The 24402-nt window shown below is 63.1% G+C and carries 23 protein-coding genes and 1 tRNA gene; 20 read left to right on the top strand and 4 right to left on the bottom strand.

Annotation, left to right across the window (positions count from 1 at the left end):
- Positions 1-100 precede the first annotated feature (100 nt).
- Positions 101-3313 carry a ribonuclease E gene (gene rne / locus NP552_RS19755; RefSeq protein ID WP_043862885.1) on the bottom strand — a complete coding sequence of 1071 codons (3213 nt, stop codon included), beginning with the start codon at positions 3311-3313 and terminating at the stop codon, positions 101-103.
- Between the two features lie 743 nt (positions 3314-4056).
- On the opposite strand from rne, the gene rluC reads away from it, so the two are divergent.
- Genes rluC through sppA form a run of 3 tightly spaced genes read left to right on the top strand, consistent with a single transcriptional unit; the run spans position 4057 to position 6670 of the window.
- Positions 4057-5013, top strand: a complete 957-nt coding sequence (gene rluC / locus NP552_RS19750) for a 23S rRNA pseudouridine(955/2504/2580) synthase RluC (protein ID WP_043862884.1) — start codon at positions 4057-4059, stop codon at positions 5011-5013.
- Entirely contained in the window at positions 5003-5680 is a 678-nt protein-coding gene (locus NP552_RS19745; RefSeq protein ID WP_274097070.1) for an HAD-IA family hydrolase, read from the top strand. Before rluC ends, NP552_RS19745 begins: the two co-directional genes overlap by 11 nt.
- 6 nt (positions 5681-5686) lie before the next feature.
- On the top strand, positions 5687-6670 hold the full coding sequence (sppA, locus tag NP552_RS19740; RefSeq protein ID WP_274097069.1) for a signal peptide peptidase SppA: 984 nt from the start codon (positions 5687-5689) through the stop codon (positions 6668-6670).
- 63 nt (positions 6671-6733) lie between these two features.
- On the opposite strand, the gene NP552_RS19735 is transcribed toward sppA, so the two are convergent.
- On the bottom strand, positions 6734-7312 hold the full coding sequence (locus tag NP552_RS19735) for a Maf family protein (protein WP_043862881.1): 579 nt from the start codon (positions 7310-7312) through the stop codon (positions 6734-6736).
- A 95-nt stretch (positions 7313-7407) separates the two neighbouring features.
- Between NP552_RS19735 and NP552_RS19730 the strand changes: the two genes are divergently transcribed.
- From NP552_RS19730 to NP552_RS19655, 16 genes are all read left to right on the top strand, one after another.
- The gene (locus tag NP552_RS19730; protein ID WP_054915811.1) at positions 7408-7935 is read left to right on the top strand and encodes a YceD family protein; all 528 of its coding nucleotides are present in this window, start codon (positions 7408-7410) and stop codon (positions 7933-7935) included.
- Between the two features lie 13 nt (positions 7936-7948).
- Positions 7949-8131 carry a 50S ribosomal protein L32 gene (gene rpmF, locus NP552_RS19725; RefSeq protein ID WP_010223221.1) on the top strand — a complete coding sequence of 61 codons (183 nt, stop codon included), beginning with the start codon at positions 7949-7951 and terminating at the stop codon, positions 8129-8131.
- 3 nt (positions 8132-8134) lie between these two features.
- A complete protein-coding gene (gene plsX / locus NP552_RS19720; protein ID WP_078479736.1) occupies positions 8135-9142 on the top strand; it encodes a phosphate acyltransferase PlsX in 1008 nt (335 codons plus the stop codon).
- Positions 9143-9268: 126 nt separating this feature from the next.
- Positions 9269-10207 carry an ACP S-malonyltransferase gene (gene fabD, locus NP552_RS19715; RefSeq protein WP_274097068.1) on the top strand — a complete coding sequence of 313 codons (939 nt, stop codon included), beginning with the start codon at positions 9269-9271 and terminating at the stop codon, positions 10205-10207.
- 16 nt (positions 10208-10223) lie between these two features.
- Positions 10224-10964, top strand: a complete 741-nt coding sequence (gene fabG / locus NP552_RS19710) for a 3-oxoacyl-ACP reductase FabG (RefSeq protein ID WP_043862877.1) — start codon at positions 10224-10226, stop codon at positions 10962-10964.
- A gap of 195 nt (positions 10965-11159) precedes the next feature.
- On the top strand, positions 11160-11396 hold the full coding sequence (gene acpP, locus NP552_RS19705; RefSeq protein WP_003175607.1) for an acyl carrier protein: 237 nt from the start codon (positions 11160-11162) through the stop codon (positions 11394-11396).
- 104 nt (positions 11397-11500) lie between these two features.
- Positions 11501-12745: a beta-ketoacyl-ACP synthase II gene (gene fabF / locus NP552_RS19700; protein ID WP_274097067.1), complete on the top strand. Its 1245-nt coding sequence runs from the start codon at positions 11501-11503 to the stop codon at positions 12743-12745.
- Entirely contained in the window at positions 12745-13560 is an 816-nt protein-coding gene (gene pabC / locus NP552_RS19695) for an aminodeoxychorismate lyase (RefSeq protein ID WP_058541074.1), read from the top strand. The genes fabF and pabC overlap by 1 nt, the downstream gene beginning before the upstream one ends.
- A gap of 3 nt (positions 13561-13563) precedes the next feature.
- Positions 13564-14715 carry an endolytic transglycosylase MltG gene (mltG, locus tag NP552_RS19690; protein ID WP_078479734.1) on the top strand — a complete coding sequence of 384 codons (1152 nt, stop codon included), beginning with the start codon at positions 13564-13566 and terminating at the stop codon, positions 14713-14715.
- Positions 14716-14734: 19 nt separating this feature from the next.
- Positions 14735-15367: a dTMP kinase gene (tmk, locus tag NP552_RS19685; RefSeq protein ID WP_054915807.1), complete on the top strand. Its 633-nt coding sequence runs from the start codon at positions 14735-14737 to the stop codon at positions 15365-15367.
- The gene (locus NP552_RS19680) at positions 15360-16346 is read left to right on the top strand and encodes a DNA polymerase III subunit delta' (RefSeq protein ID WP_274097066.1); all 987 of its coding nucleotides are present in this window, start codon (positions 15360-15362) and stop codon (positions 16344-16346) included. The genes tmk and NP552_RS19680 overlap by 8 nt, the downstream gene beginning before the upstream one ends.
- A 43-nt stretch (positions 16347-16389) precedes the next feature.
- Positions 16390-17178, top strand: coding sequence for a TatD family hydrolase (locus NP552_RS19675; protein ID WP_054915805.1), 789 nt, complete (start codon positions 16390-16392; stop codon positions 17176-17178).
- A 434-nt stretch (positions 17179-17612) separates the two neighbouring features.
- Positions 17613-18251 (top strand): TetR/AcrR family transcriptional regulator, encoded by a 639-nt coding sequence (locus NP552_RS19670; RefSeq protein ID WP_054915804.1) that lies wholly within the window; start codon positions 17613-17615, stop codon positions 18249-18251.
- Between the two features lie 105 nt (positions 18252-18356).
- The gene (locus NP552_RS19665; RefSeq protein WP_274097065.1) at positions 18357-19325 is read left to right on the top strand and encodes a GTP 3',8-cyclase MoaA; all 969 of its coding nucleotides are present in this window, start codon (positions 18357-18359) and stop codon (positions 19323-19325) included.
- A gap of 78 nt (positions 19326-19403) precedes the next feature.
- Positions 19404-20006: a DUF4823 domain-containing protein gene (locus NP552_RS19660; protein ID WP_043862868.1), complete on the top strand. Its 603-nt coding sequence runs from the start codon at positions 19404-19406 to the stop codon at positions 20004-20006.
- A gap of 10 nt (positions 20007-20016) precedes the next feature.
- A complete protein-coding gene (locus NP552_RS19655; protein WP_043862867.1) occupies positions 20017-20577 on the top strand; it encodes a DUF1285 domain-containing protein in 561 nt (186 codons plus the stop codon).
- A gap of 124 nt (positions 20578-20701) precedes the next feature.
- On the opposite strand, the gene NP552_RS19650 is transcribed toward NP552_RS19655, so the two are convergent.
- A tRNA-Asn gene (locus NP552_RS19650) sits at positions 20702-20777 on the bottom strand.
- Between the two features lie 61 nt (positions 20778-20838).
- A complete protein-coding gene (locus NP552_RS19645) occupies positions 20839-22035 on the bottom strand; it encodes an amino acid aminotransferase (RefSeq protein ID WP_043862866.1) in 1197 nt (398 codons plus the stop codon).
- A gap of 294 nt (positions 22036-22329) precedes the next feature.
- Between NP552_RS19645 and uvrB the strand changes: the two genes are divergently transcribed.
- Positions 22330-24345 (top strand): excinuclease ABC subunit UvrB, encoded by a 2016-nt coding sequence (gene uvrB, locus NP552_RS19640; RefSeq protein ID WP_043862865.1) that lies wholly within the window; start codon positions 22330-22332, stop codon positions 24343-24345.
- Positions 24346-24402: the final 57 nt, after the last annotated feature.

The raw sequence follows: 24402 nt of genomic DNA, 5'->3' as shown, positions 1-24402 counted from the left end.
GATTCCTGCGGGTTCGGCGTTGTCGGTGACACATCCACCACCAGGCATCAGGCAATAAAAAGCCCCGCCAGTTTGCACTGGCGGGGCTTTTTAATGGCCGTCAGACGAGCGGTTTATGCTCTTCTGCAGCTTCCTGCGACTGCTCGGCAGCAGCGGCGGCCGCTGCGGCTTCAGCTTCGCGCTTGCGGCGACGCACTTCACGCGGGTCGTTCGGTGCACGGCCGTTGGCCAGCGTGACGACCGGTGCCTCAACCTCGGCAGGCTCGGCGATCGGTGCCTGTGCCTCGGCGACCGGTGCTGGCTCAGCGGCAATGACCGGCTCGGCTTCGACTGCAGCCGGCGCTTCAGGCTCGCTCGGCAGGGCGATGACCGGCTCGGCAGCTACAGGTGCCTCGACGGGCGCTTCGACAGCTGGCGCCTGCTCAGGGGCTTGAGCTGGTGCTTCCACCAGGGCCTCTACCTTGGCCTCGGCCTCGATCTGGGCCTCGACTGGTTGCGGAGCAACTTCGACGACAGGCTCGATGCTCGACTCGACTGCCTGCACCGGTGCTTCGAACGGTTGTTCGATCACAGGGGCGATGGCCGCTTGTTCAGCAACAGCTTCTTCGGCAGCGGGCTGTCGAGCTGTTTCGTTCGACTCGGTGCTGGTTTCGACAACCACTGGTTCGACGGTGCCGGCCTCGAAAGGCGTTTCGGCCACGACGGCTGGGGTGTCATCGACAGCAGCAGTTGCACGCTCGGCCTGAGCGTTGGCCTGGGCCTCGGCGTCGGCACTGATGTTGCTGGTGGCAACGGCGGCAGTCACGGCCAGGCCGGCAGCCAGTTCCACGCCCGAAGGCTGCGCATTGCCTTCGCTGCGTTTTTCCGCAGCAGCAGGTTGTTCGCCAGCTTGTTCGGCGCCTTCTTCGGTGCCGTCTTCGCTGCCTTCGACCACATTGCCGTTGGCATCACGCTGACGCTCACGACGGTTGCTGCGACGACGCTGACCGCGCGAGCGACGACGTGGACGATCGCCTTCGGCGCCTTCCTGGTTGTCATCCTGCAGCAGCTCTTCGTTTGGCAGTTGCTCTTCGGCCGCATCCTCGACCGGCTCGGCCGGGCGTGGCTGACGCTCTTCGCGTGGCGGACGCGGTGCGCGCTCCTCGCGAGGGGCACGTTCTTCACGTGGTGCGCGCTCTTCACGCGGTGCACGCTCTTCACGTGGCTGACGCTCTTCGCGCGGGGCGCGCTCAGGACGTTCTTCGCGGACGGCCGGGGCCGGGGTGGCATCCAGAGGCTCACGCAGTTCGCGTACCGGGCGATCTTCGCGTGGGCGACGGTCTTCGCGTGGGGCACGAGGCTGACGTTCTTCACGCGGGGCGCGTGGTGCGCGTTCCTCGCGGGTCGAGGTCTCTTCACGGGCTTCGCGAGGCTGGCGTTCTTCACGCGGCTCACGTGGCGCGCGCTCGGCACGCTCTTCGCGTGGCTTGCGCTCTTCATCGCGACGACCGTTGCGGTTGCGGCTCTGCTGGCGACCGTTGCGACGCTCCTCGTTGCGCTGAGGACGCTCGGTGGCGGGCTTTTCGGTTACCACCGGTGCGGCGGCCACAGGTTCTTCCTTGCCGGCGAACAGGCTGACCAGCGACTTGACCAGGCCCTTGAACAGGCTTGGCTCTGGCAGGGCGTGTACCGGGGCGGCTGGGGCAGCAGGGGCTTCCGGAGCCGGTACCGGAGCATTGGCGCGGGCCGGTGCAGTCTTGACCGCGGCTTCCTGGCGAACCAGGGTGCGGGTGGCGGCAGCCGGTTGCACTTCTTCGGTTTCGGTCGCAGCGATTTCGTAGCTGGACTGGTTGTTCAGGGCTTCCGGGCTGTCGTCGCGCAGGCGCTGCACTTCGAAATGCGGGGTTTCCAGGTGGTCGTTCGGCAGAATGACGATACGCGCCCGGGTGCGCAGTTCGATCTTGGTGATCGAGTTGCGTTTTTCGTTGAGCAGGAACGCGGCGACCGGGATCGGCACCTGGGCACGCACCTCGGCAGTGCGATCCTTCAGGGCTTCTTCCTCGATCAGGCGCAGGATTGCCAGCGACAGCGATTCGACGTCACGGATGATGCCGGTGCCGCTGCAGCGCGGGCAGACGATGCCGCTGCTTTCGCCCAGGGAAGGGCGCAGGCGCTGGCGGGACATTTCCAGCAGGCCGAAGCGCGAAATTCGGCCGACCTGTACGCGGGCACGGTCGGCTTCCAGGCACTCGCGCACCTTTTCTTCGACGGCGCGCTGGTTCTTGGCCGGGGTCATGTCGATGAAGTCGATGACGATCAGGCCGCCGATGTCACGCAGACGCAGTTGGCGGGCGATTTCCTCGGCCGCTTCCAGGTTGGTCTGCAGGGCGGTTTCCTCGATGTCGCTGCCTTTGGTGGCGCGCGCCGAGTTGATGTCGATGGACACCAGTGCTTCGGTCGGGTCGATCACGATCGAGCCGCCCGATGGCAGGTCGACGACGCGCTGGAAGGCGGTCTCGATCTGGCTTTCGATCTGGAAGCGGTTGAACAGCGGCACGCTGTCTTCGTACAGCTTGATCTTGCTGGCGTACTGCGGCATCACCTGGCGGATGAAGGTCAGGGCTTCTTCCTGGGCATCGACGCTGTCGATCAGCACTTCGCCGATGTCCTGGCGCAGGTAGTCGCGGATGGCGCGGATGATGACGTTGCTTTCCTGGTAGATCAGGAACGGCGCTGCGCGGTCGAGGGACGCTTCCTTGATGGCGGTCCACAGTTGCAGCAGGTAGTCCAGGTCCCACTGCATCTCTTCGCTGCTGCGGCCCAGGCCGGCAGTGCGAACGATCAGGCCCATGTCGGCAGGGGCAACCAGGCCGTTGAGCGCTTCGCGCAGTTCGTTGCGCTCTTCGCCTTCGATGCGACGGGAGATGCCGCCGGCACGCGGGTTGTTAGGCATCAGGACCAGGTAACGACCGGCCAGGCTGATGAAGGTGGTCAGGGCGGCGCCCTTGTTGCCGCGCTCTTCCTTCTCGACCTGGACGATGACTTCCTGGCCTTCGCTCAGCACTTCCTTGATGTTCACCCGGCCTTCGGGCGACTTCTTGAAGTATTCGCGGGAGATTTCCTTGAGGGGCAGAAAGCCGTGGCGCTCGGAGCCGAAATCGACGAAGGCGGCTTCAAGGCTGGGCTCGATGCGGGTGATCTTGCCCTTGTAGATGTTGGCTTTTTTCTGCTCGCGTGCACCGGACTCGATGTCCAGATCGTAGAGGCGCTGGCCGTCTACCAGAGCAACACGCAACTCTTCGGGTTGAGTCGCGTTAATCAGCATTCTTTTCATGTAGTACCGTCGGTTTCCGGGCTGCCGGAAACGGCGTTCGGCACACACGACTTCTCACGGTCGGTGTCAGGGTGCGTCAGGGGTGGCGGACCATCCCGTGTCCAGCGGCTTGCGGTCGGACTGGTCGCCCAGTGCTGCCGAAGTCGCGACGACGCGTCCTGCTAGCTGTGGTGTCAAATGCACTCAGTCAGGAGGAGGAATCAGCCTTCGGCCGTGGACACCCTGGGGCATCTTGATCAAGACCGGGTCCGGTCGCGGGCCAGAGGGCCTGTGGACTGGACGCAGTGCTACACGGTCCGACGGTTGTGCATCTCCACCCTACACGTATCCCTGATAATTCGGGTGCTGCCGCGCGCTGAATCCGCAACGGGTTGCAGTTATCGCCAGCTCCATACGGGAGCCCGCGCTTTCTATGGCTAAGGCTGGTATTTCCGAAGCATTCGCCGTGACTGCGTGAAAGCGACTGCACTGAAGGAGTGGGCATCGAAAAAAACGTGCAGGAGGGTCAAACACCGCTCTTGTTGTTTTTTATCGGTCTTCTCTCATCGGCGCTGGTAGCGATTCCAGGCACTTCTGTAAACTGGCGAAAGCCCCGTCGGACGGCCTCGCGTCCTCGAGAATTGCGTAGGTCAGGGCCGGCTCAAAGCCATTGGTCCGCTGGCCAGCCGCTTTTGGCGGCGTTCGCGACTATAGCAGCAATCATTAAGTGCTTCAAATCCATAAAAAATTGTTATGATTCGCAAATGACGACTACTACCCCTCCGACCTCCGGCGTCCAGCTGATCGAGGTCGCGCCGGAACTTGCCGGCCAACGGATCGACAACTTCCTGATCACTGCACTCAAGGGTGTTCCCAAGACCTTGATTTATCGCATTTTGCGCAAAGGCGAAGTGCGGGTGAACAAGGGGCGGATCAAGCCCGAGTACAAATTGCAGGCCGGCGATATCGTGCGCGTGCCGCCCGTTCGTCTGCCTGAGCGTGACGAGCCGGTGCCGCTGGCACAGGGCCTGCTTCAGCGACTCGAAGCGGCCATCGTGTACGAAGACAAGGCCCTCATCGTGCTCAACAAGCCTGCTGGCATCGCCGTGCACGGCGGCAGCGGGCTGAACTACGGTGTGATCGAAGCCTTTCGTCAGTTGCGCCCGGATACCAAGGAGCTGGAGCTGGTGCATCGGCTCGATCGCGATACCTCCGGTCTGCTGATGATCGCCAAGAAGCGCAGCATGTTGCGCCATCTGCATGCCGCGTTGCGCGGTGACGGCGTCGACAAGCGCTACATGGCGCTGGTGCGTGGTCACTGGGCCACGGCCAAGAAGCAGGTCAATGCGCCGCTGCTCAAGAGCAACCTGCGTTCCGGCGAGCGGATGGTGGAAATCAACGACGAAGGCAAGGAGGCGCTCACCCTGTTTCGCGTGCTGCGCCGTTTCGGCGATTTCGCGACCATGGTCGAGGCACGCCCGATTACTGGCCGTACCCACCAGATTCGCGTGCATACCCTGCATGCCGGGCATTGCATCGCCGGCGACAGCAAGTATGGCGACGAGGATTTCACTCGCGAGATCCGCGAGCTGGGCGGCAAGCGCCTGTTCCTGCATGCCTATGCGCTGACCGTGCCGTTGCCCGATGGCGGCGAGCTGAAGCTGGAGGCGCCGGTGGACGACATGTGGGCCAAGACCGTGGAGCGTTTGAGTGCGCCGTGATTACGACCTGCTGATCTTCGATTGGGACGGCACGCTGGCCGATTCGATCGGGCGCATCGTCGAAGCGATGCATCGCTCGGCCGAGCGTGCCGGCTATGCGCTGTGCTCGGACGAGGCGGTCAAGGGCATCATCGGCCTGGCGCTGCCCGAGGCGATCAGCACGCTGTACCCGCATCTGGATCAGCCTGAAGTCATGGCGTTTCGTCAGCATTACGCCGACATCTATATGGCCCTGGATACCCAGCCGTCGCCGTTGTATTCCGGCGTGGTCGAGGCCCTCGAGTCGTTCAGGGCCGATGGCTATCGCCTGGCAGTCGCTACCGGCAAGGCGCGTCGCGGCCTGGACCGGGTGTTGGTGGCCAATGGCTGGGAAGCGTTCTTCGACATTACCCGGGCTGCCGACGAAACCATGGGCAAGCCGCACCCGCGCATGCTCGAGGAGATCCTGGCCCATTGCCAGGTGCCGGCGAGCCGTGCGTTGATGGTGGGCGATTCGTCGTTCGACCTGCTGATGGCGCGCAATGCCGGCATGCATTCGGTGGCGGTGGGGCATGGGGCGCTGTCGCTCGAGGCATTGAGCGTTTACGAGCCGCAGTTGTCCATACAGCACTTTTCACAATTGCAGGCGTGGCTAGGCCGAACCGCTGCAATCGAATTTCCAGGGTAGGTGAGCATGACTGACGAGTGGAAGGCGCCTGACGCCGAAAAGAACGAAGAGCGCACCAGCTGGAAGCTGCTCGAGAAGACCTTGCTGGCGGGCGTGCAGGAGCAGCGTCGGGCCCGGCGCTGGGGTATTTTTTTCAAGCTGCTGACGTTCGTGTACCTGTTCGGCATCCTGGCCCTGTTTTCGCCGCTGATGGATATCGACAAGACCGCCGCCCGTGGCGCGAGCCATACGGCGCTGATCGAGGTGCGCGGGATCATTGCGGACAAGGAGCTGGCCAGCGCCGACAACGTGATAGCCAGCCTGCGTGCGGCCTTCGACGACGCCAAGACCAAGGCGGTAGTGCTGCGTATCAACAGCCCGGGCGGCAGCCCGGTGCAGTCTGGCTACATCTATGACGAGATTCGTCGTCTGCAGGCCGCCAAGCCGTCGGTCAAGGTGTACGCGGTCATCAGCGACCTGGGTGCGTCGGGTGCCTACTATATCGCCAGTGCGGCTGACCAGATCTATGCCGACAAGGCCAGCCTGGTGGGCTCGATTGGTGTGACGGCAGCTGGCTACGGCTTTGTCGGCACCATGGAGAAGCTGGGTGTCGAGCGTCGTACCTATACGGCGGGTGAGCACAAGGCCTTCCTTGATCCATTCCAGCCGCAGAAACCGGACGAAACGGCCTTCTGGCAGGGTGTGCTGGACACCACCCACAAGCAGTTCATTGCCAGTGTGAAGCAGGGGCGCGGCGAGCGGCTCAAGGACAAGGAGCATCCCGAGCTGTTCAGCGGGCTGATCTGGTCGGGTGAGCAGGCCGTGCAGCTGGGGCTGGTGGACGCCCTGGGCAATGCCGATTATGTGGCGCGTGAGGTGGTGGGGGAGAAGACCCTGGTTGATTTCACCGTCGAAGAGTCGCCGTTTGATCGCTTCTCCAAGCGCCTGGGTGCCAGCGTCGCCGAGCACCTTGCCATGTGGATGGGCTTTCAGGGGCCGGCACTGCGCTGAGTGTGCTGATTAATGAAAAACCGGCCAGATGGCCGGTTTTTTATTGCTGGTATTGGCTTGCCCTCACGGTATGCTCACCCCTTCCTTGAGCAGCATGTCGACCAGTCGGATCAGCGGCAGTCCCACCAGGCTGGTGGCATCGCAGCCGTGGGTGCTTTGGAACAGGCTCACCCCCAGCCCTTCGCACTTGAAGCTGCCGGCGCAGTCGTAGGGTTGCTCAGCGTGCAGGTAGCGTTCGATGCGTGGCAGGTCCAGTTCGCGCATGTGCACGGTAAATGGCACGCAATCGACCTCGCAATGGCCGCTCTGGGTATTGAGCAGCGCCACGCCGGTCAGGAAGGTGACGTGATTGCCGCTCGCAGCCAGCAATTGCTCGCAGGCCTTTTCGAAGGTGTGTGGCTTGCCCAGAATCTGTTCGCCCAGCACGGCAACCTGGTCGGAGCCGATGATAAGATGCCCCGGATGGCTGGCAGCCAATGCCTCGGCCTTGTGCCTGGCCAGGCGCTTGACCAGCTCTGGGGCGGGCTCTTCGCCGATGCGCTGTTCGTCGATATCGGGCGCTGCCCAGGCAAAGGGCAGTTGCAGTCGCGCCAGCAATTCGCGCCGGTAGGGTGAGCTGGAAGCCAGTAACAAGGGCAGCATGATGAACTCCTGAGCAGGTGCGCCGATTCTAACATGTTGAACGGGGCCGAATTTCCTTTGACAGGGGCGGGGGGCATCCCTAGAATGCTGCGCCTATGTTGAATGACCCGATTCCACCTCACGTTGACCCGCGCAAATTGGCCGATCGTGGTGTTTCTCTCGAAGGAACGCTGCTACTCGCCGATTTGGAGAGACTCTGCGACCCGCTTTCCGACGATGTCGGTACGGTGCAGGCTAAATTCGATTTTGAGCGAGACGAACAGAAAACCGTGGTTATCCACAGTGCTCTGACCGTCGAGGTCAAGATGGTTTGCCAGCGTTGTCTTGAGCTGGTCACCCTGCCGATCCACAGCGAATCTACATATGCTGTGGTGAAAGAGGGTGCGAATACCCAGTCGTTACCGAAAGGTTATGACGTGCTGGAACTGGGCGAAGATCCTTTGGATCTGCAAGCATTGGTCGAGGAAGAGCTTCTGCTCGCCTTGCCCATCGTGCCTGCTCATCATCCGGAAGAATGCCAGCAGCCGGCGGGCGCCGATGAGCCCGAACCGAGCAAGGACGAGGTAACGCGGTCCAACCCGTTCAGTGTATTGGCGCAGTTAAAGCGTGACCCAAACGTTTAGGAGTTAATCAATTATGGCTGTTCAGCAGAACAAAAAATCCCGCTCTGCCCGTGACATGCGCCGTTCGCACGACGCTCTCTCGGAAAACGCTCTGTCCGTAGAGAAAACCACTGGTGAAGTGCACCTGCGTCACCACGTATCGCCAGAAGGCGTATACCGTGGTCGCAAAGTGATCGACAAGGGCGCTGACGAGTAATCCTTGTCCGCTCAGATCGCGATTGACGCAATGGGCGGGGACTTCGGTCCCCGCAGCATTGTTCAGGCCAGCATTGCTTGCCTGTCGGCTACTCCCTCGCTGCACCTGACCCTCGTCGGTCAACCTTCCCTCCTTGAAGATCTGATCGCTGGCCAGTCGGCAGCGGATCGCGCGCGCCTGCATATTGTGCCGGCCAGCGAAGTGATCGGCATGGATGAGCGGCCGTCCCAGGCGCTGCGTGGCAAGCCCGACTCGTCGATGCGCGTGGCCCTCGAATTATTGCGTGATGGCAAGGTGCAGGCCTGCGTGAGCGCCGGCAACACCGGCGCGCTGATGGCGTTGTCGCGCTATGTGCTCAAGACCCTGCCCGGCATCGATCGGCCGGCGATGGTGGCGGCCATACCGACCCAGACCGGCTATTGCCAGCTGCTTGACCTGGGGGCCAACGTCGACTGCAGCGCCGAGCACCTGTTCCAGTTCGCCGTGATGGGCTCGGTGGCGGCGCAAGCGCTGGGCATTTCCCGGCCGCGCGTGGCGCTGCTCAACATCGGTACCGAAGACATCAAGGGCAACCAGCAGGTCAAGCTGGCTGCGACGCTGCTGCAAAATGCCCGCGGCCTCAACTACATCGGCTTTGTCGAAGGCGATGGCCTGTACCGTGGCGAAGCGGATGTGGTGGTGTGCGACGGCTTTGTCGGCAATATCCTGCTCAAGTCCAGCGAAGGCTTGGCCACCATGATCGGTGGGCGCATCGAGGCGCTGTTCAAGCGTGGCCTGATGGCGCGGGCGGTGGGGGCCCTTGCGATGCCGCTGCTCAGTCGCCTGAAGGCCGACCTTGCGCCGGCGCGCCACAATGGCGCGAGTTTTCTCGGCCTGCAGGGCATCGTTATCAAGAGTCATGGCTCGGCGGGTGTGCAGGGTTTCCAGAGCGCGATACAGCGGGCGCTGATCGAGATCCAGGAGAACCTGCCGCAGCGCTTGCACGGCCGTCTGGAGGATCTGCTGCCTTAGGCATCGGCACAACGACGTGCATAAATGTGACCGCTTGGTTCTCGTTGCCATCCAATTGTCAGTTTTCTCGCGCTCAGCCCCGGCTGGGCGCTATTTTCGACGACAAGATCATTAGGGGCTTGTTCAATGTCTGCATCCCTCGCATTCGTCTTTCCTGGCCAAGGTTCGCAGTCGCTCGGCATGCTTGCCGAGCTGGGCGCCCAGTACCCGCTGGTCATCGATACCTTCCGTGAGGCCTCCGAGGCTCTCGGTTACGACCTGTGGGCACTGACCCAGCAGGGCCCGGAAGAACAACTCAACCAGACGGACAAAACCCAGCCGGCCATCCTGACCGCCTCGATCGCCCTGTGGCGCCTGTGGCTGGCCGAAGGTGGCGCGCGCCCTGGATTCGTTTCCGGGCACAGCCTGGGTGAATACAGTGCGCTGGTGGCTGCCGGCAGCCTGAGCCTGGGTGAGGCGGTCAAGCTGGTCAAGCGTCGCGGCGAGCTCATGCAGGAGGCCGTGCCGGCCGGGCAGGGCGCCATGGCTGCGATTCTGGGCCTGGATGACGCCGTGGTCGTGGACCTGTGTGCTCAGGCTGCGCAGGGTGAGGTGGTCAGTGCGGTCAACTTCAACTCCCCGGGCCAGGTTGTCATTGCCGGTGCCAAGGCTGCTGTAGAGCGCGCCATGGAAGCCTGCAAGGCCGCCGGCGCCAAACGTGCGCTGCCGCTGCCGGTCAGCGTGCCGTCGCACTGCGAGCTGATGCGCCCGGCCGCCGAGCGGTTTGCCGAATCGGTGAACGCCATCGACTGGCAGGCCCCGCAGATCCCGCTGGTGCAGAACGTCAGTGCGGGCGTGGCTGGCGATCTCGATACCCTCAAACGCGACCTGCTGGAGCAGCTGTACAAGCCGGTACGCTGGGTCGAATGCGTGCAGACCCTGGCCGCCAATGGCGCGGTGCAACTGGTCGAGTGCGGCCCCGGCAAGGTGCTGGCCGGCTTGAACAAGCGCTGCGCCGACGGCGTGAACACCTTCAACCTCAATACCCCGGATGCTTTCGCCGCCACCCGTGCGGCGCTGGCCTGATTTAGGAGAAACTTGCATGAGCCTGCAAGGTAAAGTTGCACTGGTCACCGGCGCCAGCCGTGGCATTGGCCAGGCGATCGCCCTGGAACTGGGGCGTCTGGGCGCCACCGTCATCGGTACCGCCACGTCCGCCTCCGGCGCCGAGCGTATTGCCGCGACCCTCAAGGAGCACGGCATCGCCGGTACCGGGCTGGAGCTGAACGTGACCAGCGACGAGTCGGTCACCGCCACCCTCGCTTCTATCCAGGTGCAGTTCGGTGCGCCGACCATCCTGGTCAACAACGCCGGCATCACCCGCGACAACCTGATGCTGCGCATGAAAGACGACGAGTGGTTCGACGTCATCGATACCAACCTCAACAGCCTCTACCGTCTGTCCAAGGGCGTGCTGCGCGGCATGACCAAGGCGCGCTGGGGTCGTATCATCAGCATCGGTTCGGTCGTTGGGGCCATGGGTAACGTCGGCCAGGTCAACTACGCCGCCGCCAAGGCCGGCCTGGAAGGTTTCAGCCGCGCCCTGGCGCGTGAAGTCGGCTCCCGTGCGATCACCGTGAACTCGGTAGCGCCGGGTTTCATCGATACCGACATGACCCGCGAACTGCCAGAGGCACAGCGTGAAGCGCTGCAAAACCAGATTCCGCTGGGTCGTCTGGGTCAGGTCGACGAAATCGCGAAAGTGGTTGCGTTCCTGGCCTCTGACGGCGCAGCTTACGTGACCGGTGCTACTGTCCCGGTCAACGGCGGGATGTACATGTAGTTAAATGTGACGGATTGCTTCAAAAAAATGTCATACGAGCTGTCTAAAATCCGTTATAAAGCTGCAACCAAATTCTAGGCGGCAGGTGGGTGTGAAGTTCGAGGGATGCATTACGCTTGAAAAGCGGGCGTCTTTCTATAAACTTACACACCGGCCAGCTGCCTGACATATATCCATTAGGAGTGAAAACTAGGTATGAGCACCATCGAAGAACGCGTCAAGAAAATCGTCGCCGAGCAACTGGGCGTTAAAGAAGAAGAAGTGGTCAACACCGCTTCCTTCGTAGAAGATCTGGGTGCCGATTCCCTTGACACCGTTGAGCTGGTGATGGCTCTGGAAGAGGAATTCGAGACCGAAATCCCTGACGAAGAAGCCGAGAAGATCACTACTGTTCAAGCAGCCATCGACTACGTCACCAGCCACCAGGCTTAAGACTTTGTAGTCGTCGCTTCTTGTCATGGAAAAACCGCACTGCCGTTACTGGCGTGCGGTTTTTTCTTTGCATGAGATGTAGACCATAGAATAAGGAGAGTGCTGTGTCGCGTAGACGCGTCGTGGTCACCGGTATGGGTATGCTGTCGCCACTGGGCACGGATGTGCCAAGCAGTTGGCAAGGCATTCTGGCTGGCCGCAGTGGCATAGGTCTGATCGAGCATACTGACCTGTCTGCCTACTCCACCCGTTTTGGCGGCTCGGTAAAGGGCTTTGAAGTCGAGCAGTACCTGTCGGTCAAGGAAGCCCGCAAGCTCGATCTGTTCATTCAATACGGCCTGGCGGCCGGGTTCCAGGCGGTGCGCAATGCCGGGCTGGAAGTTACCGATGCCAACCGTGAGCGTATCGGCGTGGCCATGGGTTCGGGCATCGGCGGCCTGACCAATATCGAAGAAACCAGCCGGACCTTGCACGAGCAAGGCCCGCGGCGCATTTCGCCGTTCTTCGTGCCAGGCTCGATCATCAACATGATTTCCGGTTTCCTGTCGATCCACCTGGGTGTACAGGGGCCCAACTACGCCATTGCCACTGCCTGCACCACGGGCACGCACTGCATCGGCATGGCGGCGCGCAATATCGCCTACGGCGAAGCCGACGTGATGATCGCCGGTGGCGCAGAGATGGCGGCCTGTGGCCTGGGTATGGGCGGTTTTGGCGCTTCGCGTGCGCTGTCGACGCGCAACGACGAGCCAACCCGTGCCAGCCGGCCGTGGGACAAGGGCCGTGACGGTTTCGTGCTGTCCGACGGTGCCGGTGCGCTGGTGCTCGAAGAGCTCGAGCACGCCAAGGCGCGGGGTGCGACCATCTATGCCGAACTGGTTGGTTTTGGCATGAGCGGCGACGCCTACCACATGACTTCGCCACCCGACAACGGTGCCGGTGCGGCCCGCTGCATGGCCAACGCCTTGCGCGATGCGGGCGTGAACCCCAGCGAAGTCGGCTACATCAACGCCCACGGTACCTCGACGCCTGCCGGCGACCTGGCCGAAGTGGCAGCGATCAAGTCGGTGTTCGGCGAGCACGCCTACAAGCTGGCCGTGAGCTCGACCAAGTCGATGACCGGTCACCTGCTGGGGGCTGCCGGCGCGGTAGAGGCGATTTTCAGCGTGCTGTCCATCAATGGGCAAGTGGCGCCGCCGACCATCAACCTCGATGAGCCGGATGAAGGCTGCGACCTGGACTTCGTGCCGCACCAGCCGCGCAACATGCCGATCGAGGTCGTGCTGTCGAACTCCTTCGGTTTTGGCGGTACCAATGGCTCGCTGGTGTTCCGCCGGTTCTCCGAGTGATGCACAGCTGGGTCGATGGCCTGCCGGCTGACGCCCTGACGTTGGGCAGCCGCGGGCTGGCCTATGGCGATGGTCTGTTCGAGACCATCGCCGTGCGGGCCGGGCAGCCCTCGCTGCTGACGTATCACCTCGACCGCCTGGCGCTGGGTTGCCAGCGCCTGGCGATCGACGCCGATCACCCACTCATCCGCGACGAGGTATGTCGTTATGCCGGCTTGCTGGGTGATGGCGTGCTCAAGCTCATTCTCACCCGTGGCGACAGTCAGCGCGGCTATGCCCCGGCTGCCGGTGCACCGCCGCGTCGCATTCTTCAGGCCAGCCCCGCCGCCAGCTACCCGCCGCAGAACGCCGAGCAGGGGGTAAGGCTGTTTGCCTGCCAGACCCGCCTGGCCGAGCAACCCTTGCTTGCCGGGCTCAAGCACCTCAATCGCCTGGAGCAGGTACTGGCACGGGCCGAGTGGCAGGGCGCCGAGTACGCTGAAGGTTTGATGCGTGATGTATCCGGGCGCGTGATCGAAGGTGTCTACAGCAACCTGTTCGTGGTGCGCGATGGCGTGCTGTACACCGCCGACCTGGCGCGTTGCGGCGTGGCCGGGGTAATGCGCGCTGCCTTGCTGGACGAGGCGCCGCGCCACGGTATCACGGCCCGTGTGGTCGACCTGGCGCTGGCCGATCTCGAGCAGGCCGACGAAGTGTTGCTGTGCAACAGCGTGTATGGCGTATGGCCGGTGCGTGCATTTGCATCGCTGAACTGGTCGCCGGGGCCGCTCACCCGTAAACTGCAGGCCATTGCCCGTACGCTACTGGATGCCTGATTCGTGAGACGTAAATTGTTGGTGCTGCTGGAGACCGGGTTGATCCTGGCCGGCCTGCTATTGGGCTTCTCGGCCTGGAAGGTGCACTCGGCGCTGGAGCAGCCGCTGCACCTGACCGGCGAGCGGTTGCTCGATGTTCCTACCGGCACCACGCCCAACCGCATGTTCTACCGCATGCAGCAGGACGGCGTGATCCGCGACGCCTTCTGGCTGCGCCTTTACTGGCGCTTCAACATGCCGAGCGTGGCTTTGCATACCGGCGAGTACCGCATGACCCCCGGCATGAACGTGCGCGACCTGTTCGAGGCGTGGCGGCGTGGTGACGTGGTGCAGTACAGCCTGACCCTGGTCGAGGGCTGGAATTTCCGCCAGGTGCGCTCGGCACTGGCCAGACATGAAAAGATCCGCCAGACCCTGGATGGCCTGAGCGACAGCGAGGTCATGGACAAGCTCGGGCACCCGGGCGTGTTCCCCGAGGGGCGCTTCTTCCCTGACACCTATCGGTTCGTGCGCGGCATGAGCGATGTCGAGTTCCTGCAGCAGGCGTACGCGCGCCTGGAGGAGGTGCTGGCCAAGGAGTGGAACGAGCGCTCCCCGGCTGCGCCCTATCGCGACCCTTACCAGGCGCTGATCATGGCCTCGCTGGTCGAGAAGGAAACCGGCGTGCCACAGGAGCGTGGTCAGATCGCCGGCGTCTTCGTGCGTCGCCTGCAGATCGGCATGCTGCTGCAGACCGACCCTACCGTGATCTATGGCATGGGCGAACGCTACAACGGCAAGATCACCCGCGCCGACCTGCGTGAGCCCACGCCCTACAACACCTACGTGATCGCCGGCCTGCCGCCGACGCCGATTGCCATGGTCGGGCGTGAAGCCATTCACGCGGCCTTGAACCCGGAGCCGGGCAGCAGCCTGTACTTCGTCGCCCGGGGCGATGGCAGCCATGTGTTCTCCGACGACCTGGGGGCGCACAATTCTGCCGTGCGCGAGTACCAGATCAAGCGGCGTGCCGACTACCGTTCAAGCCCGGCGCCAAGCGCCGGCGACACCCCGAACGAGGTTCCTGCGCCCGAGGCGCCCCAGGCTGCACCGCAGCCTGCCGAGCCCTCGGTGCAGCCGGATGTTCCCCCGGCCAGCGAACCTACCCCGCAATGACCCTGATTAAGGACTGCCTGTGAGCGGCTTGTTTATCACCCTGGAAGGTCCCGAAGGCGCGGGCAAAAGCACCAATCGCGAGTACCTGGCCGAGCACCTGCGCGCCCACGGGCTGGATGTGGTGCTGACCCGCGAGCCGGGCGGCACCCCGCTGGCCGAGCGCATCCGCGAACTGTTGCTGGCCCCCAGCGATGAGACGATGGATGCCGACACCGAGCTTTTGCTGGTGTTCGCCGCGCGCGCCCAGCACCTGGCCCAGGTGATCCGCCCGGCGCTTGCGCGGGGCGCCATCGTCCTGTGCGACCGTTTTACCGATGCCACCTATGCCTACCAGGGCGGTGGCCGCGGGCTGTCGGTCGAGCGCATTGCCACCCTTGAAACCTTCGTCCAGGGCGACCTGCGCCCCGACCTGACCCTGGTGTTCGACCTGCCGGTGGAGGTCGGCCTTTCGCGCGCAGCGGCGCGCGGGCGGCTGGATCGCTTCGAGCAGGAAGGCCAGGCGTTTTTCCAGGCCGTTCGCCAGGCCTACCTGGCCCGCGCAGCCGCCGACCCGGCGCGCTATCACCTGGTCGATGCCGCGCAACCGCTGGCCCGGGTTCAACTCGCCCTGGATGCGTTGCTGCCGCAGATCCTGGAGCGTTGCCGTGGCTGAGGCCTACCCGTGGCAGGCGACGCTCTGGCAGCAACTGGCCGGGCGCACACAGCATGCCCATGCGTACCTGTTGCACGGCCCGCAAGGCATCGGCAAGCGGGCGCTGGCCGAGCGCCTGATGGCGTTTCTGTTGTGCCGCCAGCCCGAGGGGCTTGAGGCGTGCGGGCACTGCAAGTCGTGCCAGTTGCTGAAGGCGGGCAGTCACCCGGACAACTACATCCTGGAGCCTGAAGAGGCCGACAAGCCGATCAAGGTCGACCAGGTGCGCGACCTGGTCAGCTTCGTGGTGCAGACCGCGCAGATGGGTGGACGCAAGGTGATTCTCATCGAGCCGGTCGAGGCAATGAACATCAACGCTGCCAACGCCTTGCTCAAGAGCCTCGAAGAGCCTTCGGGCGATACCGTGCTGTTGCTGGTCAGTCACCAGCCCAGCCGGTTGCTGCCGACCATCAGGAGCCGTTGCCAGCAACAGGCCTGCCCGTTGCCAAGTCAGGCGCAGAGCGAGGCGTGGCTGGCAGCCGCGTTACCCGACAGTGACGAGGCCGAGCGCCACGAACTGCTGAGCCTTGCGGCAGGTTCGCCACTGCTGGCTGTCAGCCTGCAGGCCCAGGGTGTGCGCGAGCAGCGCGCGCAGGTGGTCGAGGGGGTCAAGAAGCTGCTCAAGCAGCAGCAGTCCGCGACCCAGTTGGCCGAAGGCTGGAACAGCATCCCGCTGTTGTTGCTGTTCGACTGGTTCTGCGACTGGTCCAACCTGATCCTGCGCTATCAGCTGACCCAGGACGAAGAGGGCCTGGGGCTGGCCGACATGCGCAAGGTCGTGCAGTACCTTGCCCAGAAAAGCCAGCAGGGCAAGGTGCTGGATATCCAGGACTGGATTCTTGTGCAGCGCCAGAAGGTGTTGAACAAGGCCAACCTCAACCGCGTGCTGTTGCTCGAAGCGTTGCTGGCCTCCTGGGCCCTGTTGCCGGGTCAGCGTTGAGCTGGCCTTTCGATCCTCCATTTTCAGTGTTGTCATTACGCCCATGCTTGTAGATTCCCATTGCCACCTCGACCGTCTCGACCTCGCCGCCCATGGTGGCTCCCTGGATGCCGCGCTGGATGCCGCGCGGGCACGGGGTGTCGGGCATTTCCTGTGCATCGGCGTAAGTGCCGACAATGCGGCCCAGGTCAGGGCGCTGGCAGCGCGCTACCCTGATGTGGACTGCTCGGTCGGCATCCACCCGCTGGACCTGGCGCCAGGCGAAGCGCCGGCGCTGGACTGGCTGCTCGGCGAACTGAACCACCCCGAGGTGGTGGCCATTGGTGAGACCGGGCTGGACTATCACTACGAGCCCGAGGCTGCACAGTTGCAACAGGCGTCGTTTCGGCTGCACCTGGAGGCGGCCAGGCTCACCGGCAAGCCGGTGGTCATCCACACCCGTGCGGCGCGCGCCGATACCCTGACCCTGCTGCGCGAGGCGGCATTGCCGCAGGCGGGCGTGCTGCACTGCTTCACCGAAGACTGGGAGATGGCCAAGGCAGCGCTGGACCTGGGGTATTACATTTCGTTGTCGGGGATTGTCACGTTCCGCAATGCCGACGCGTTGCGTGATGTGGCGCGGCAGGTGCCGGCAGATCGTTTGCTGGTAGAGACCGACTCACCGTACCTGGCGCCGATTCCGCACCGCGGCAAGCCGAACTTGCCGGAGTATGTGCGTGACGTGGCGGAGTTCATCGCGTTGGTGCGGGGGGAGCGTTACGAGCAGCTGGCGCAACAGACCACCGAGAACTTCAGGCGTCTGTTCCCCCTGGCACGGGTGCGGGTGGCCTGACCCCGCTGCGCGGGCGCCGTGGCGGTCGCGCGGGCAAAAAAAACCCGGGTTCTGGGGGGGAATCCGGGTTAAGACCATTAGGAGTAAAACAAAGGCGAGCGGTCCGTGTTCACCCTTATCGGCGCGTCACTTGGGGGGATGCGTCGCGCCAACACCTCAAGTATTGGTCAGGTTCGCCGCGATTCCACCAAGGGTTGATCGTTTTTTAAACAGATTTGGAATACGTGCGGCCCTGCTGAGCACGCATTGCTCTGCCGTGCGCCTGACCGCCTGGATTGCACGTCTGGGGCAGGGGGAAGGGGAGGTCCGCTTCGGGCAACCGGGTCGCCGGCCTGTTCAAACTCATCAAGAAACATAGGCATGCGCGGATGATCCGTGCATTTTTGCGCAAGTTAGGCATAATAACGGGCTTCGATTTTGATCCAGTCCTTCTTATGCAGAAAGAACCTCGTAAGGTCCGTGAGTTTCGTCGCCGAGAGCAAGAGATTCTCGATACCGCGCTCAAGCTGTTTCTCGAACAGGGTGAAGACAGTGTCACCGTCGAGATGATCGCTGACGCCGTGGGTATCGGCAAAGGCACGATCTACAAGCACTTCAAGTCCAAGGCGGAGATCTACCTGCGCCTGATGCTCGACTACGAGCGCGATTTGAACGAACTGCTGCACTCTGCCGATGTGGATCGCGACAAGGAGGCCCTGTCGCGTGCCTACTTCGAATTCCGCATGCGCGACCCGCAGCGCTACCGCCTGTTCGACCGCCTCGAAGAGAAGGTGGTCAAAGGCAACCAGGTGCCGGAAATGGTCGAGGAGCTGCACAAGATCCGTGCCTCCAACTTCGAGCGCCTGACCCTGCTGATCAAGGGTCGCATCACCGAGGGCAAGCTCGAGGACGTGCCGCCGTATTTCCACTACTGCGCAGCCTGGGCCCTGGTGCATGGCGCGGTGGCACTGTATCACTCGCCGTTCTGGAGCAATGTGCTGGAGGACCAGGAAGGCTTCTTCCAGTTCCTCATGGACATTGGCGTGCGCATGGGCAACAAGCGCAAGCGCGACCCGGAGCCATCTGGCAGCTGAATGCTCGCTGGCGCCGTGCAGGCATATACTCAGGTAAGAGGCTTGCAAAAAACTGATTTCTGAGTCAGGTTTTGCAGGCCCGATTCACACTTGCCGGAGTGCTCCATGATCGTCGACCGTCAAGGCAGACGTTTTCGCAACCTGCGCGTCAGCCTCACCGCGGCGTGCAACTATGCCTGCACCTATTGCGTGCCGGACGGCAAGCGTCTGGTCGCAGCGCAGGATGAACTCTCGGCCCAGGCCATGGTGCGTGGGGTGGCCTGGCTGATCGAAGCTGCCGGTATCGAGCGCCTGCGTATCACCGGTGGCGAACCCCTGGTCAGTCCCAAGCTCGAAGCCTTCCTGGCTGGCGTGTCGGTGCTCGGCCTCGATGACATCGCCCTGACCACCAATGGCCAGTTGCTCGCGCGCAAGCTGCCATTGCTGCTGGATGCCGGCATCCGGCGCCTGAACGTCTCCCTTGATACCCTCGACGCCGATGCCTTCCGCGGGATCTCCCGTGGCGGGGATCTGGCCAGCGTGCTCGATGGCATGCACAAGGCCAGCGACGCCGGCATGAAGATCAAGGTGAACATGGTGCCACTGCGCGGGCGCAACCTCGATCAGGTGCTGCCGCTGCTCGACTACTGCCTGGCCCGTGGCTATGAACTGCGCTTTATCGAACTGATGCGCATGGGGCACCTGGCCGGCGACCACAACGCTTTCCTGCAGCAGTTCGTGAGCCTGGAGCAGTTGCTGCAACTGATCGGCGAGCATCACGAGTACGCCCAGGCCGATGCGCCAGTGGACGCCACTGCATTGCGCTACCGGGTGCCGGGGCAAGGCCACTTCGGCGTGATCGCCAACGAAAGCGTGCCGTTCTGCCGAACCTGCTCGCGCCTGCGTCTGTCTTCTACCGGGTGGCTGCATGGCTGCCTGTCGTCGAGCAACCGGCATTTCATCGGTGACCTGCTCGACAAGCCGCGCCACCAGGCGTTGCCGGCCTTGCAGGGCATGTTGATGAAGGCCCTGGGGGACAAGCAGGCCGTGGCATTTTCAGGCGGTGCCACGGTGATGAAGATCATCGGCGGTTGAGCCATACCCTCCAGCTGGCGCAAAACCTGCATCTGGCGGCTGTTCGCCGGTTTTCCGTCACCGGCTTCTGGAGGAAAGATGCGTAGCCTGGTTCTGCTGCTGGCGCTGATGGCGCTGGGTGGCTGCATGAATGTGAGCGATATGGGCGAAGGTGTGCGCTACCACATGAGCGACGCCGGCCTGCTCGACCATAGCGAAACCCGCCGTTCGTTGTCGGTGCGCCTGCAGCCCGACTCGTTCGTCTTCATCGGTCAGGGCGTGTTCGTGCCGCCGGGCAATGCCTATCCGCGGCCCAACGTGGTGGCCGAGGAAGCCTTCAAGGCCTTTGTCGAGTACTTCCCGCTGGTGCGACGTGCCGAGGGTCCGCTGGGGCTGGAGGATGCCTTGTCCCAGGCGCGCGACGTGGGCGCGCATTACCTGCTGTATGCGCGTTTTGCCAAGGCCGACAACCGTATCGGCAATGGTGACGAGTGGTACGACGAGCAGGCGGTGGACCGCCTGGGTGTCGACACCGGAAGAATTCAGCTGATGCTGATCGAAACCAGTACCCGCTATCTGATCGATACCGTGAGCATCCGCAGCCGTGGCGGTTTGCTGACGTTCCACGACAATCAGCCGCAGGATTTGATTGCGGCACCGCTTGAGGATTACGCTCGCAGTTTGTTGGGCATGAGCCGCTGAGGAGCAGATGATGGTGGATACCGGCAAGGCCAATGACCTGTTGGCGCAACTCCCGAAGGTCGGCAAAGGTCCGGCGCCGGTCCACCTGTGGAATCCGGACTTCTGCGGCGACATCGACATGCGAATCGCCCGCGACGGTACCTGGTACTACCTGGGCACCCCGATTGGTCGCAAGCCGATGGTGCGTCTGTTCTCCACCATCATCCGTCGCGACGGGGATGACTACTTCCTGGTCACGCCTGTGGAAAAGGTCGGAATCCAGGTCGATGATGCGCCGTTCGTGGCGGTGCTCATGGACGTGCAGGGCAGTGGTGAGCAGCAGGTGCTGCGCTTCACCAGTAATGTGGAGGATGTGGTCGAGGCCGGGCCCGAGCACCCGCTGCGTTTCGTGATCGACCCGCTGACACAGGAGCCTTCGCCTTACGTGCACATGCGCAACAACCTCGAGGCGCTGATCCATCGCAGCGTGTTTTACCAGCTGGTAGAGCTGGCTGTAACGCGCGACATCGATGGGCAGCCATGGCTGGGCGTATGGAGTGCGGGGCAGTTCTTTCCAATCGGGCAGCAATAGCCTGTCGCAGCCTGTATCGCCAGGCAGCCCTGGTCCGGGCTGAAGACCAAAACGAAAAAACCCGCCAAAAGGCGGGTTTTTCGAGTATTTCAGAGGCTGTGCAAGCACGCTCTGAAATGGTGTTTGGCTCCGCGACCAGGACTCGAACCTGGGACCCAATGATTAACAGTCATTTGCTCTACCGACTGAGCTATCGCGGAATCTGGGGCGTATCTTACTGATTGCTAAGGGGAAGTCAAGCTCCCCCTGAGCAATCAGGTGTTACAGGACCTCGACGATCGCCTTGGTCACCACGTGAATGTTGTTCTGGTTCAACGAGGCGACGCAGATACGACCGGTATCCAGAGCATAGATCGCATGCTCGTCCTTCAGGCGTGCCACCTGCTCGACGGTCAGGCCCGAGTAGGAGAACATGCCGCACTGACGCCCGACGAAGCTGAAGTCCTGCTGTGCGCCGTACTGGGCCAGCAGCTCGACCATCTGCTTGCGCATGCCGTGGATGCGCTGGCGCATCTCGGCCAGTTCCGCTTCCCACATTGCGCGCAGCTCGGGGCTGTTGAGCACGGTGGCGACAATGGTGGCGCCGTGGGTCGGCGGGTTGGAGTAGTTGGTGCGGATCACGCGCTTGACCTGCGACAGCACGCGAGTGGCCTCTTCCTTGGACTCGGTGACGATCGACAGGGCGCCGACGCGCTCGCCGTACAGCGAGAACGACTTGGAGAACGAGCTGGAGACGAAGAAGTCCAGGCCCGATTCGGCGAACAGGCGCACGGCAGCGGCGTCTTCGGCGATGCCCTGGCCAAAGCCCTGGTAGGCCATGTCCAGGAACGGGATGTGACCCTTGGCCTTGACCACCTCGAGCACGTTGTTCCAGTCGGCCGGGGTCAGGTCGACGCCGGTCGGGTTGTGGCAGCAGGCGTGCAGTACCACGATCGAGCCGGACGGCAGCGCGTTCAGGTCCTCGAGCATGCCGGCACGGTTGACGTCATGGGTGGCGGCGTCGTAGTAGCGGTAGTTCTTGACCGGGAAACCGGCGGTTTCGAACAGGGCGCGGTGGTTTTCCCAGCTCGGGTCGCTGATTGCGACAGTGGCATTGGGCGACAGCTGCTTGAGGAAGTCAGCGCCGATCTTCAAGGCGCCGGTACCACCGACGGACTGGGTGGTGACCACACGGCCGGCGGCCAGCAGGGGCGAATCGGCACCGAAGAGCAGCTTCTGCACGGCCTGGTCGTAGGCCACGATGCCGTCGATCGGCAGGTAGCCGCGGGAGGCGTGCTGGGCGGCGCGTTGGGTTTCGGCTTCGATGACTGCACGCAGCAGTGGGATACGCCCTTCTTCGTTGCAGTAAACACCAACGCCCAGGTTCACCTTGTGGGTGCGGGTATCGGCATTGAACGCTTCGTTGAGGCCCAGGATAGGGTCGCGGGGTGCCAGCTCGACAGCGGAAAACAGGCTCATTTTTACCTTGGCTCTGAATGGAGAGTGATAGAGGTCGCACGCTCCAGCCGAATGCACTGAAGCGGTGCACAAACGGGGAGTCAGTATAGTGATACCCATCGGTCACGGCGACAGTCTGTCGCAGCTTTTACTGCTGTTTTCGCGAATATTTTTCGACCGTCAGTCGCTTGCGCCGGTCAATACTGTGAAACAGGCCGTGGTTTGCCTTGAAACTGGCGCCGGGCACCACCAATTGGGTATAAGTACTGTCTATAAATACAGTTGCCTGTATCCGTTCATTTCCAGGGGTTCACCATGTCCGAGTTTCAACTCGTCACCCGTTTCCAGCCGGCGGGTGATCAGCCCGAAGCCATTCGCCTGATGGTCGAGGGGATCGAGGCCGGGCTGGCGCACCAGACCCTGCTCGGGGTGACGGGTTCGGGCAAGACCTTCAGCATCGCCAACGTGATTGCCCAGGTGCAGCGCCCGACTCTGGTACTGGCGCCGAACAAGACCCTGGCCGCCCAGTTGTATGGCGAGTTCAAGTCATTCTTCCCGAACAACGCGGTGGAGTATTTCGTTTCCTACTACGACTACTACCAGCCCGAAGCCTACGTGCCGTCCTCCGACACCTTCATCGAGAAGGACGCCTCGATCAACGACCATATCGAGCAGATGCGCCTGTCGGCGACCAAGGCGCTGCTGGAGCGGCGTGACGCGATCATCGTCACCACGGTGTCGTGCATCTATGGTCTGGGCAGCCCGGAAACCTACCTGAAGATGGTGCTGCACGTGGACCGTGGCGACAAGCTCGACCAGCGGGCCTTGCTGCGCCGTCTGGCCGACCTGCAGTACACCCGCAACGACATGGACTTTGCCCGCGCCACCTTCCGTGTGCGCGGCGACGTGATCGACATCTTCCCGGCCGAATCGGACCTGGAGGCCATCCGCATCGAGCTGTTCGATGACGAGGTGGAGAACATCGCGGCCTTCGACCCGCTGACCGGCGAGGTGATCCGCAAGCTGCCTCGCTTCACCTTCTACCCCAAGAGCCACTACGTGACCCCGCGCGAAACCTTGCTGGAGGCCATGGACGGGATCAAGGCGGAGCTCAAGGAACGCCTGGAGTACCTGCACAAGCACAACAAGCTGGTCGAGGCCCAGCGACTGGAGCAGCGCACCCGGTTCGACCTGGAGATGATCCTGGAGCTGGGCTACTGCAACGGCATCGAAAACTACTCGCGCTACCTGTCCGGGCGTCCGGCCGGCGCGCCGCCGCCGACCCTGTACGACTACCTGCCGCCGGATGCGTTGCTGGTGATCGACGAATCCCACGTCAGCGTTCCGCAGGTGGGGGCCATGTACAAGGGGGACCGCTCGCGCAAGGAAACCCTGGTGGAGTACGGCTTTCGCCTGCCTTCGGCGTTGGACAACCGGCCCATGCGCTTTGACGAATGGGAGTCGGTCAGCCCGCAGACCATCTTCGTCTCGGCCACGCCGGGCAACTACGAGGCCGAGCATGCCGGCCGTGTGGTGGAGCAGGTGGTGCGCCCGACCGGTCTGGTCGACCCCCAGGTGGAGGTGCGTCCTGCCACGACCCAGGTGGATGACCTGCTGTCGGAGATTCGCAAGCGTGTGGCGGTGGAGGAGCGGGTGCTGGTCACTACCCTGACCAAGCGCATGGCCGAAGACCTCAGCGACTACCTGGCCGATCACGATGTGCGGGTGCGCTACCTGCACTCGGACATCGATACCGTTGAGCGAGTCGAGATCATCCGCGACCTGCGCCTGGGCACCTTCGATGTGCTGGTGGGTATCAACCTGCTGCGAGAGGGCCTGGACATGCCCGAGGTCTCGCTGGTGGCGATTCTTGATGCGGACAAGGAGGGCTTCCTGCGTTCGGAGCGCTCGCTGATCCAGACCATCGGGCGCGCGGCGCGCAACCTCAACGGCCGCGCGATCCTGTACGCCGACAACATGACTGGCTCGATGGAGCGGGCGATCGGCGAAACCGAGCGTCGCCGCGACAAGCAGATGGCCTTCAACGAGGCCAACGGCATCGTGCCCAAGGGCGTGGTCAAGGACATCACCGACATCATGGAAGGCGCCAACGTGCCCGGCTCGCGCAGCAAGAAGCGCAAGGGCATGGCCAAGGCCGCCGAGGAGCGCGAGCGTTACGAGGCCGAGTTGCGTTCGCCTGGCGAGATCGCCAAGCGCATCAAGGCGCTGGAAGAGAAGATGTACCAGCTGGCGCGGGACCTGGAGTTCGAGGCTGCAGCGCAGATGCGCGACGAGATCGCGCAGTTGCGTGAGCGACTGCTCACGGTCTGACGGGCCTTTCGCGGGTCAAGCCCGCTCCCACAGGATCACATTGACGCCAAGGGCAAT

The organism is Pseudomonas sp. 8209, from assembly GCF_028682105.1.
GTDB lineage: Bacteria > Pseudomonadota > Gammaproteobacteria > Pseudomonadales > Pseudomonadaceae > Aquipseudomonas > Aquipseudomonas palmensis.
The sequence above is the reverse complement of the archived record's forward strand: the minus strand, read 5'-3'. Positions and strand labels throughout refer to the sequence as shown.

Excerpts from the sequence above, each read along its gene's own strand:
- fabD (WP_274097068.1), top strand. The coding sequence starts at position 9,269 with ATGTCTGCATCCCTCGCATTCGTCTTTCCTGGCCAAGGTTCGCAGTCG.
- NP552_RS19735 (WP_043862881.1), bottom strand. The coding sequence starts at position 7,312 with ATGCTGCCCTTGTTACTGGCTTCCAGCTCACCCTACCGGCGCGAATTG.
- sppA (WP_274097069.1), top strand. The coding sequence starts at position 5,687 with ATGACTGACGAGTGGAAGGCGCCTGACGCCGAAAAGAACGAAGAGCGC.
- fabG (WP_043862877.1), top strand. The coding sequence starts at position 10,224 with ATGAGCCTGCAAGGTAAAGTTGCACTGGTCACCGGCGCCAGCCGTGGC.
- uvrB (WP_043862865.1), top strand. The coding sequence starts at position 22,330 with ATGTCCGAGTTTCAACTCGTCACCCGTTTCCAGCCGGCGGGTGATCAG.
- rluC (WP_043862884.1), top strand. The coding sequence starts at position 4,057 with ATGACGACTACTACCCCTCCGACCTCCGGCGTCCAGCTGATCGAGGTC.
- NP552_RS19730 (WP_054915811.1), top strand. The coding sequence starts at position 7,408 with ATGTTGAATGACCCGATTCCACCTCACGTTGACCCGCGCAAATTGGCC.
- rne (WP_043862885.1), bottom strand. The coding sequence starts at position 3,313 with ATGAAAAGAATGCTGATTAACGCGACTCAACCCGAAGAGTTGCGTGTT.
- acpP (WP_003175607.1), top strand. The coding sequence starts at position 11,160 with ATGAGCACCATCGAAGAACGCGTCAAGAAAATCGTCGCCGAGCAACTG.
- NP552_RS19670 (WP_054915804.1), top strand. The coding sequence starts at position 17,613 with ATGCAGAAAGAACCTCGTAAGGTCCGTGAGTTTCGTCGCCGAGAGCAA.
- NP552_RS19675 (WP_054915805.1), top strand. The coding sequence starts at position 16,390 with ATGCTTGTAGATTCCCATTGCCACCTCGACCGTCTCGACCTCGCCGCC.
- NP552_RS19655 (WP_043862867.1), top strand. The coding sequence starts at position 20,017 with ATGGTGGATACCGGCAAGGCCAATGACCTGTTGGCGCAACTCCCGAAG.
- pabC (WP_058541074.1), top strand. The coding sequence starts at position 12,745 with ATGCACAGCTGGGTCGATGGCCTGCCGGCTGACGCCCTGACGTTGGGC.
- NP552_RS19645 (WP_043862866.1), bottom strand. The coding sequence starts at position 22,035 with ATGAGCCTGTTTTCCGCTGTCGAGCTGGCACCCCGCGACCCTATCCTG.
- NP552_RS19665 (WP_274097065.1), top strand. The coding sequence starts at position 18,357 with ATGATCGTCGACCGTCAAGGCAGACGTTTTCGCAACCTGCGCGTCAGC.
- NP552_RS19660 (WP_043862868.1), top strand. The coding sequence starts at position 19,404 with ATGCGTAGCCTGGTTCTGCTGCTGGCGCTGATGGCGCTGGGTGGCTGC.
- rpmF (WP_010223221.1), top strand. The coding sequence starts at position 7,949 with ATGGCTGTTCAGCAGAACAAAAAATCCCGCTCTGCCCGTGACATGCGC.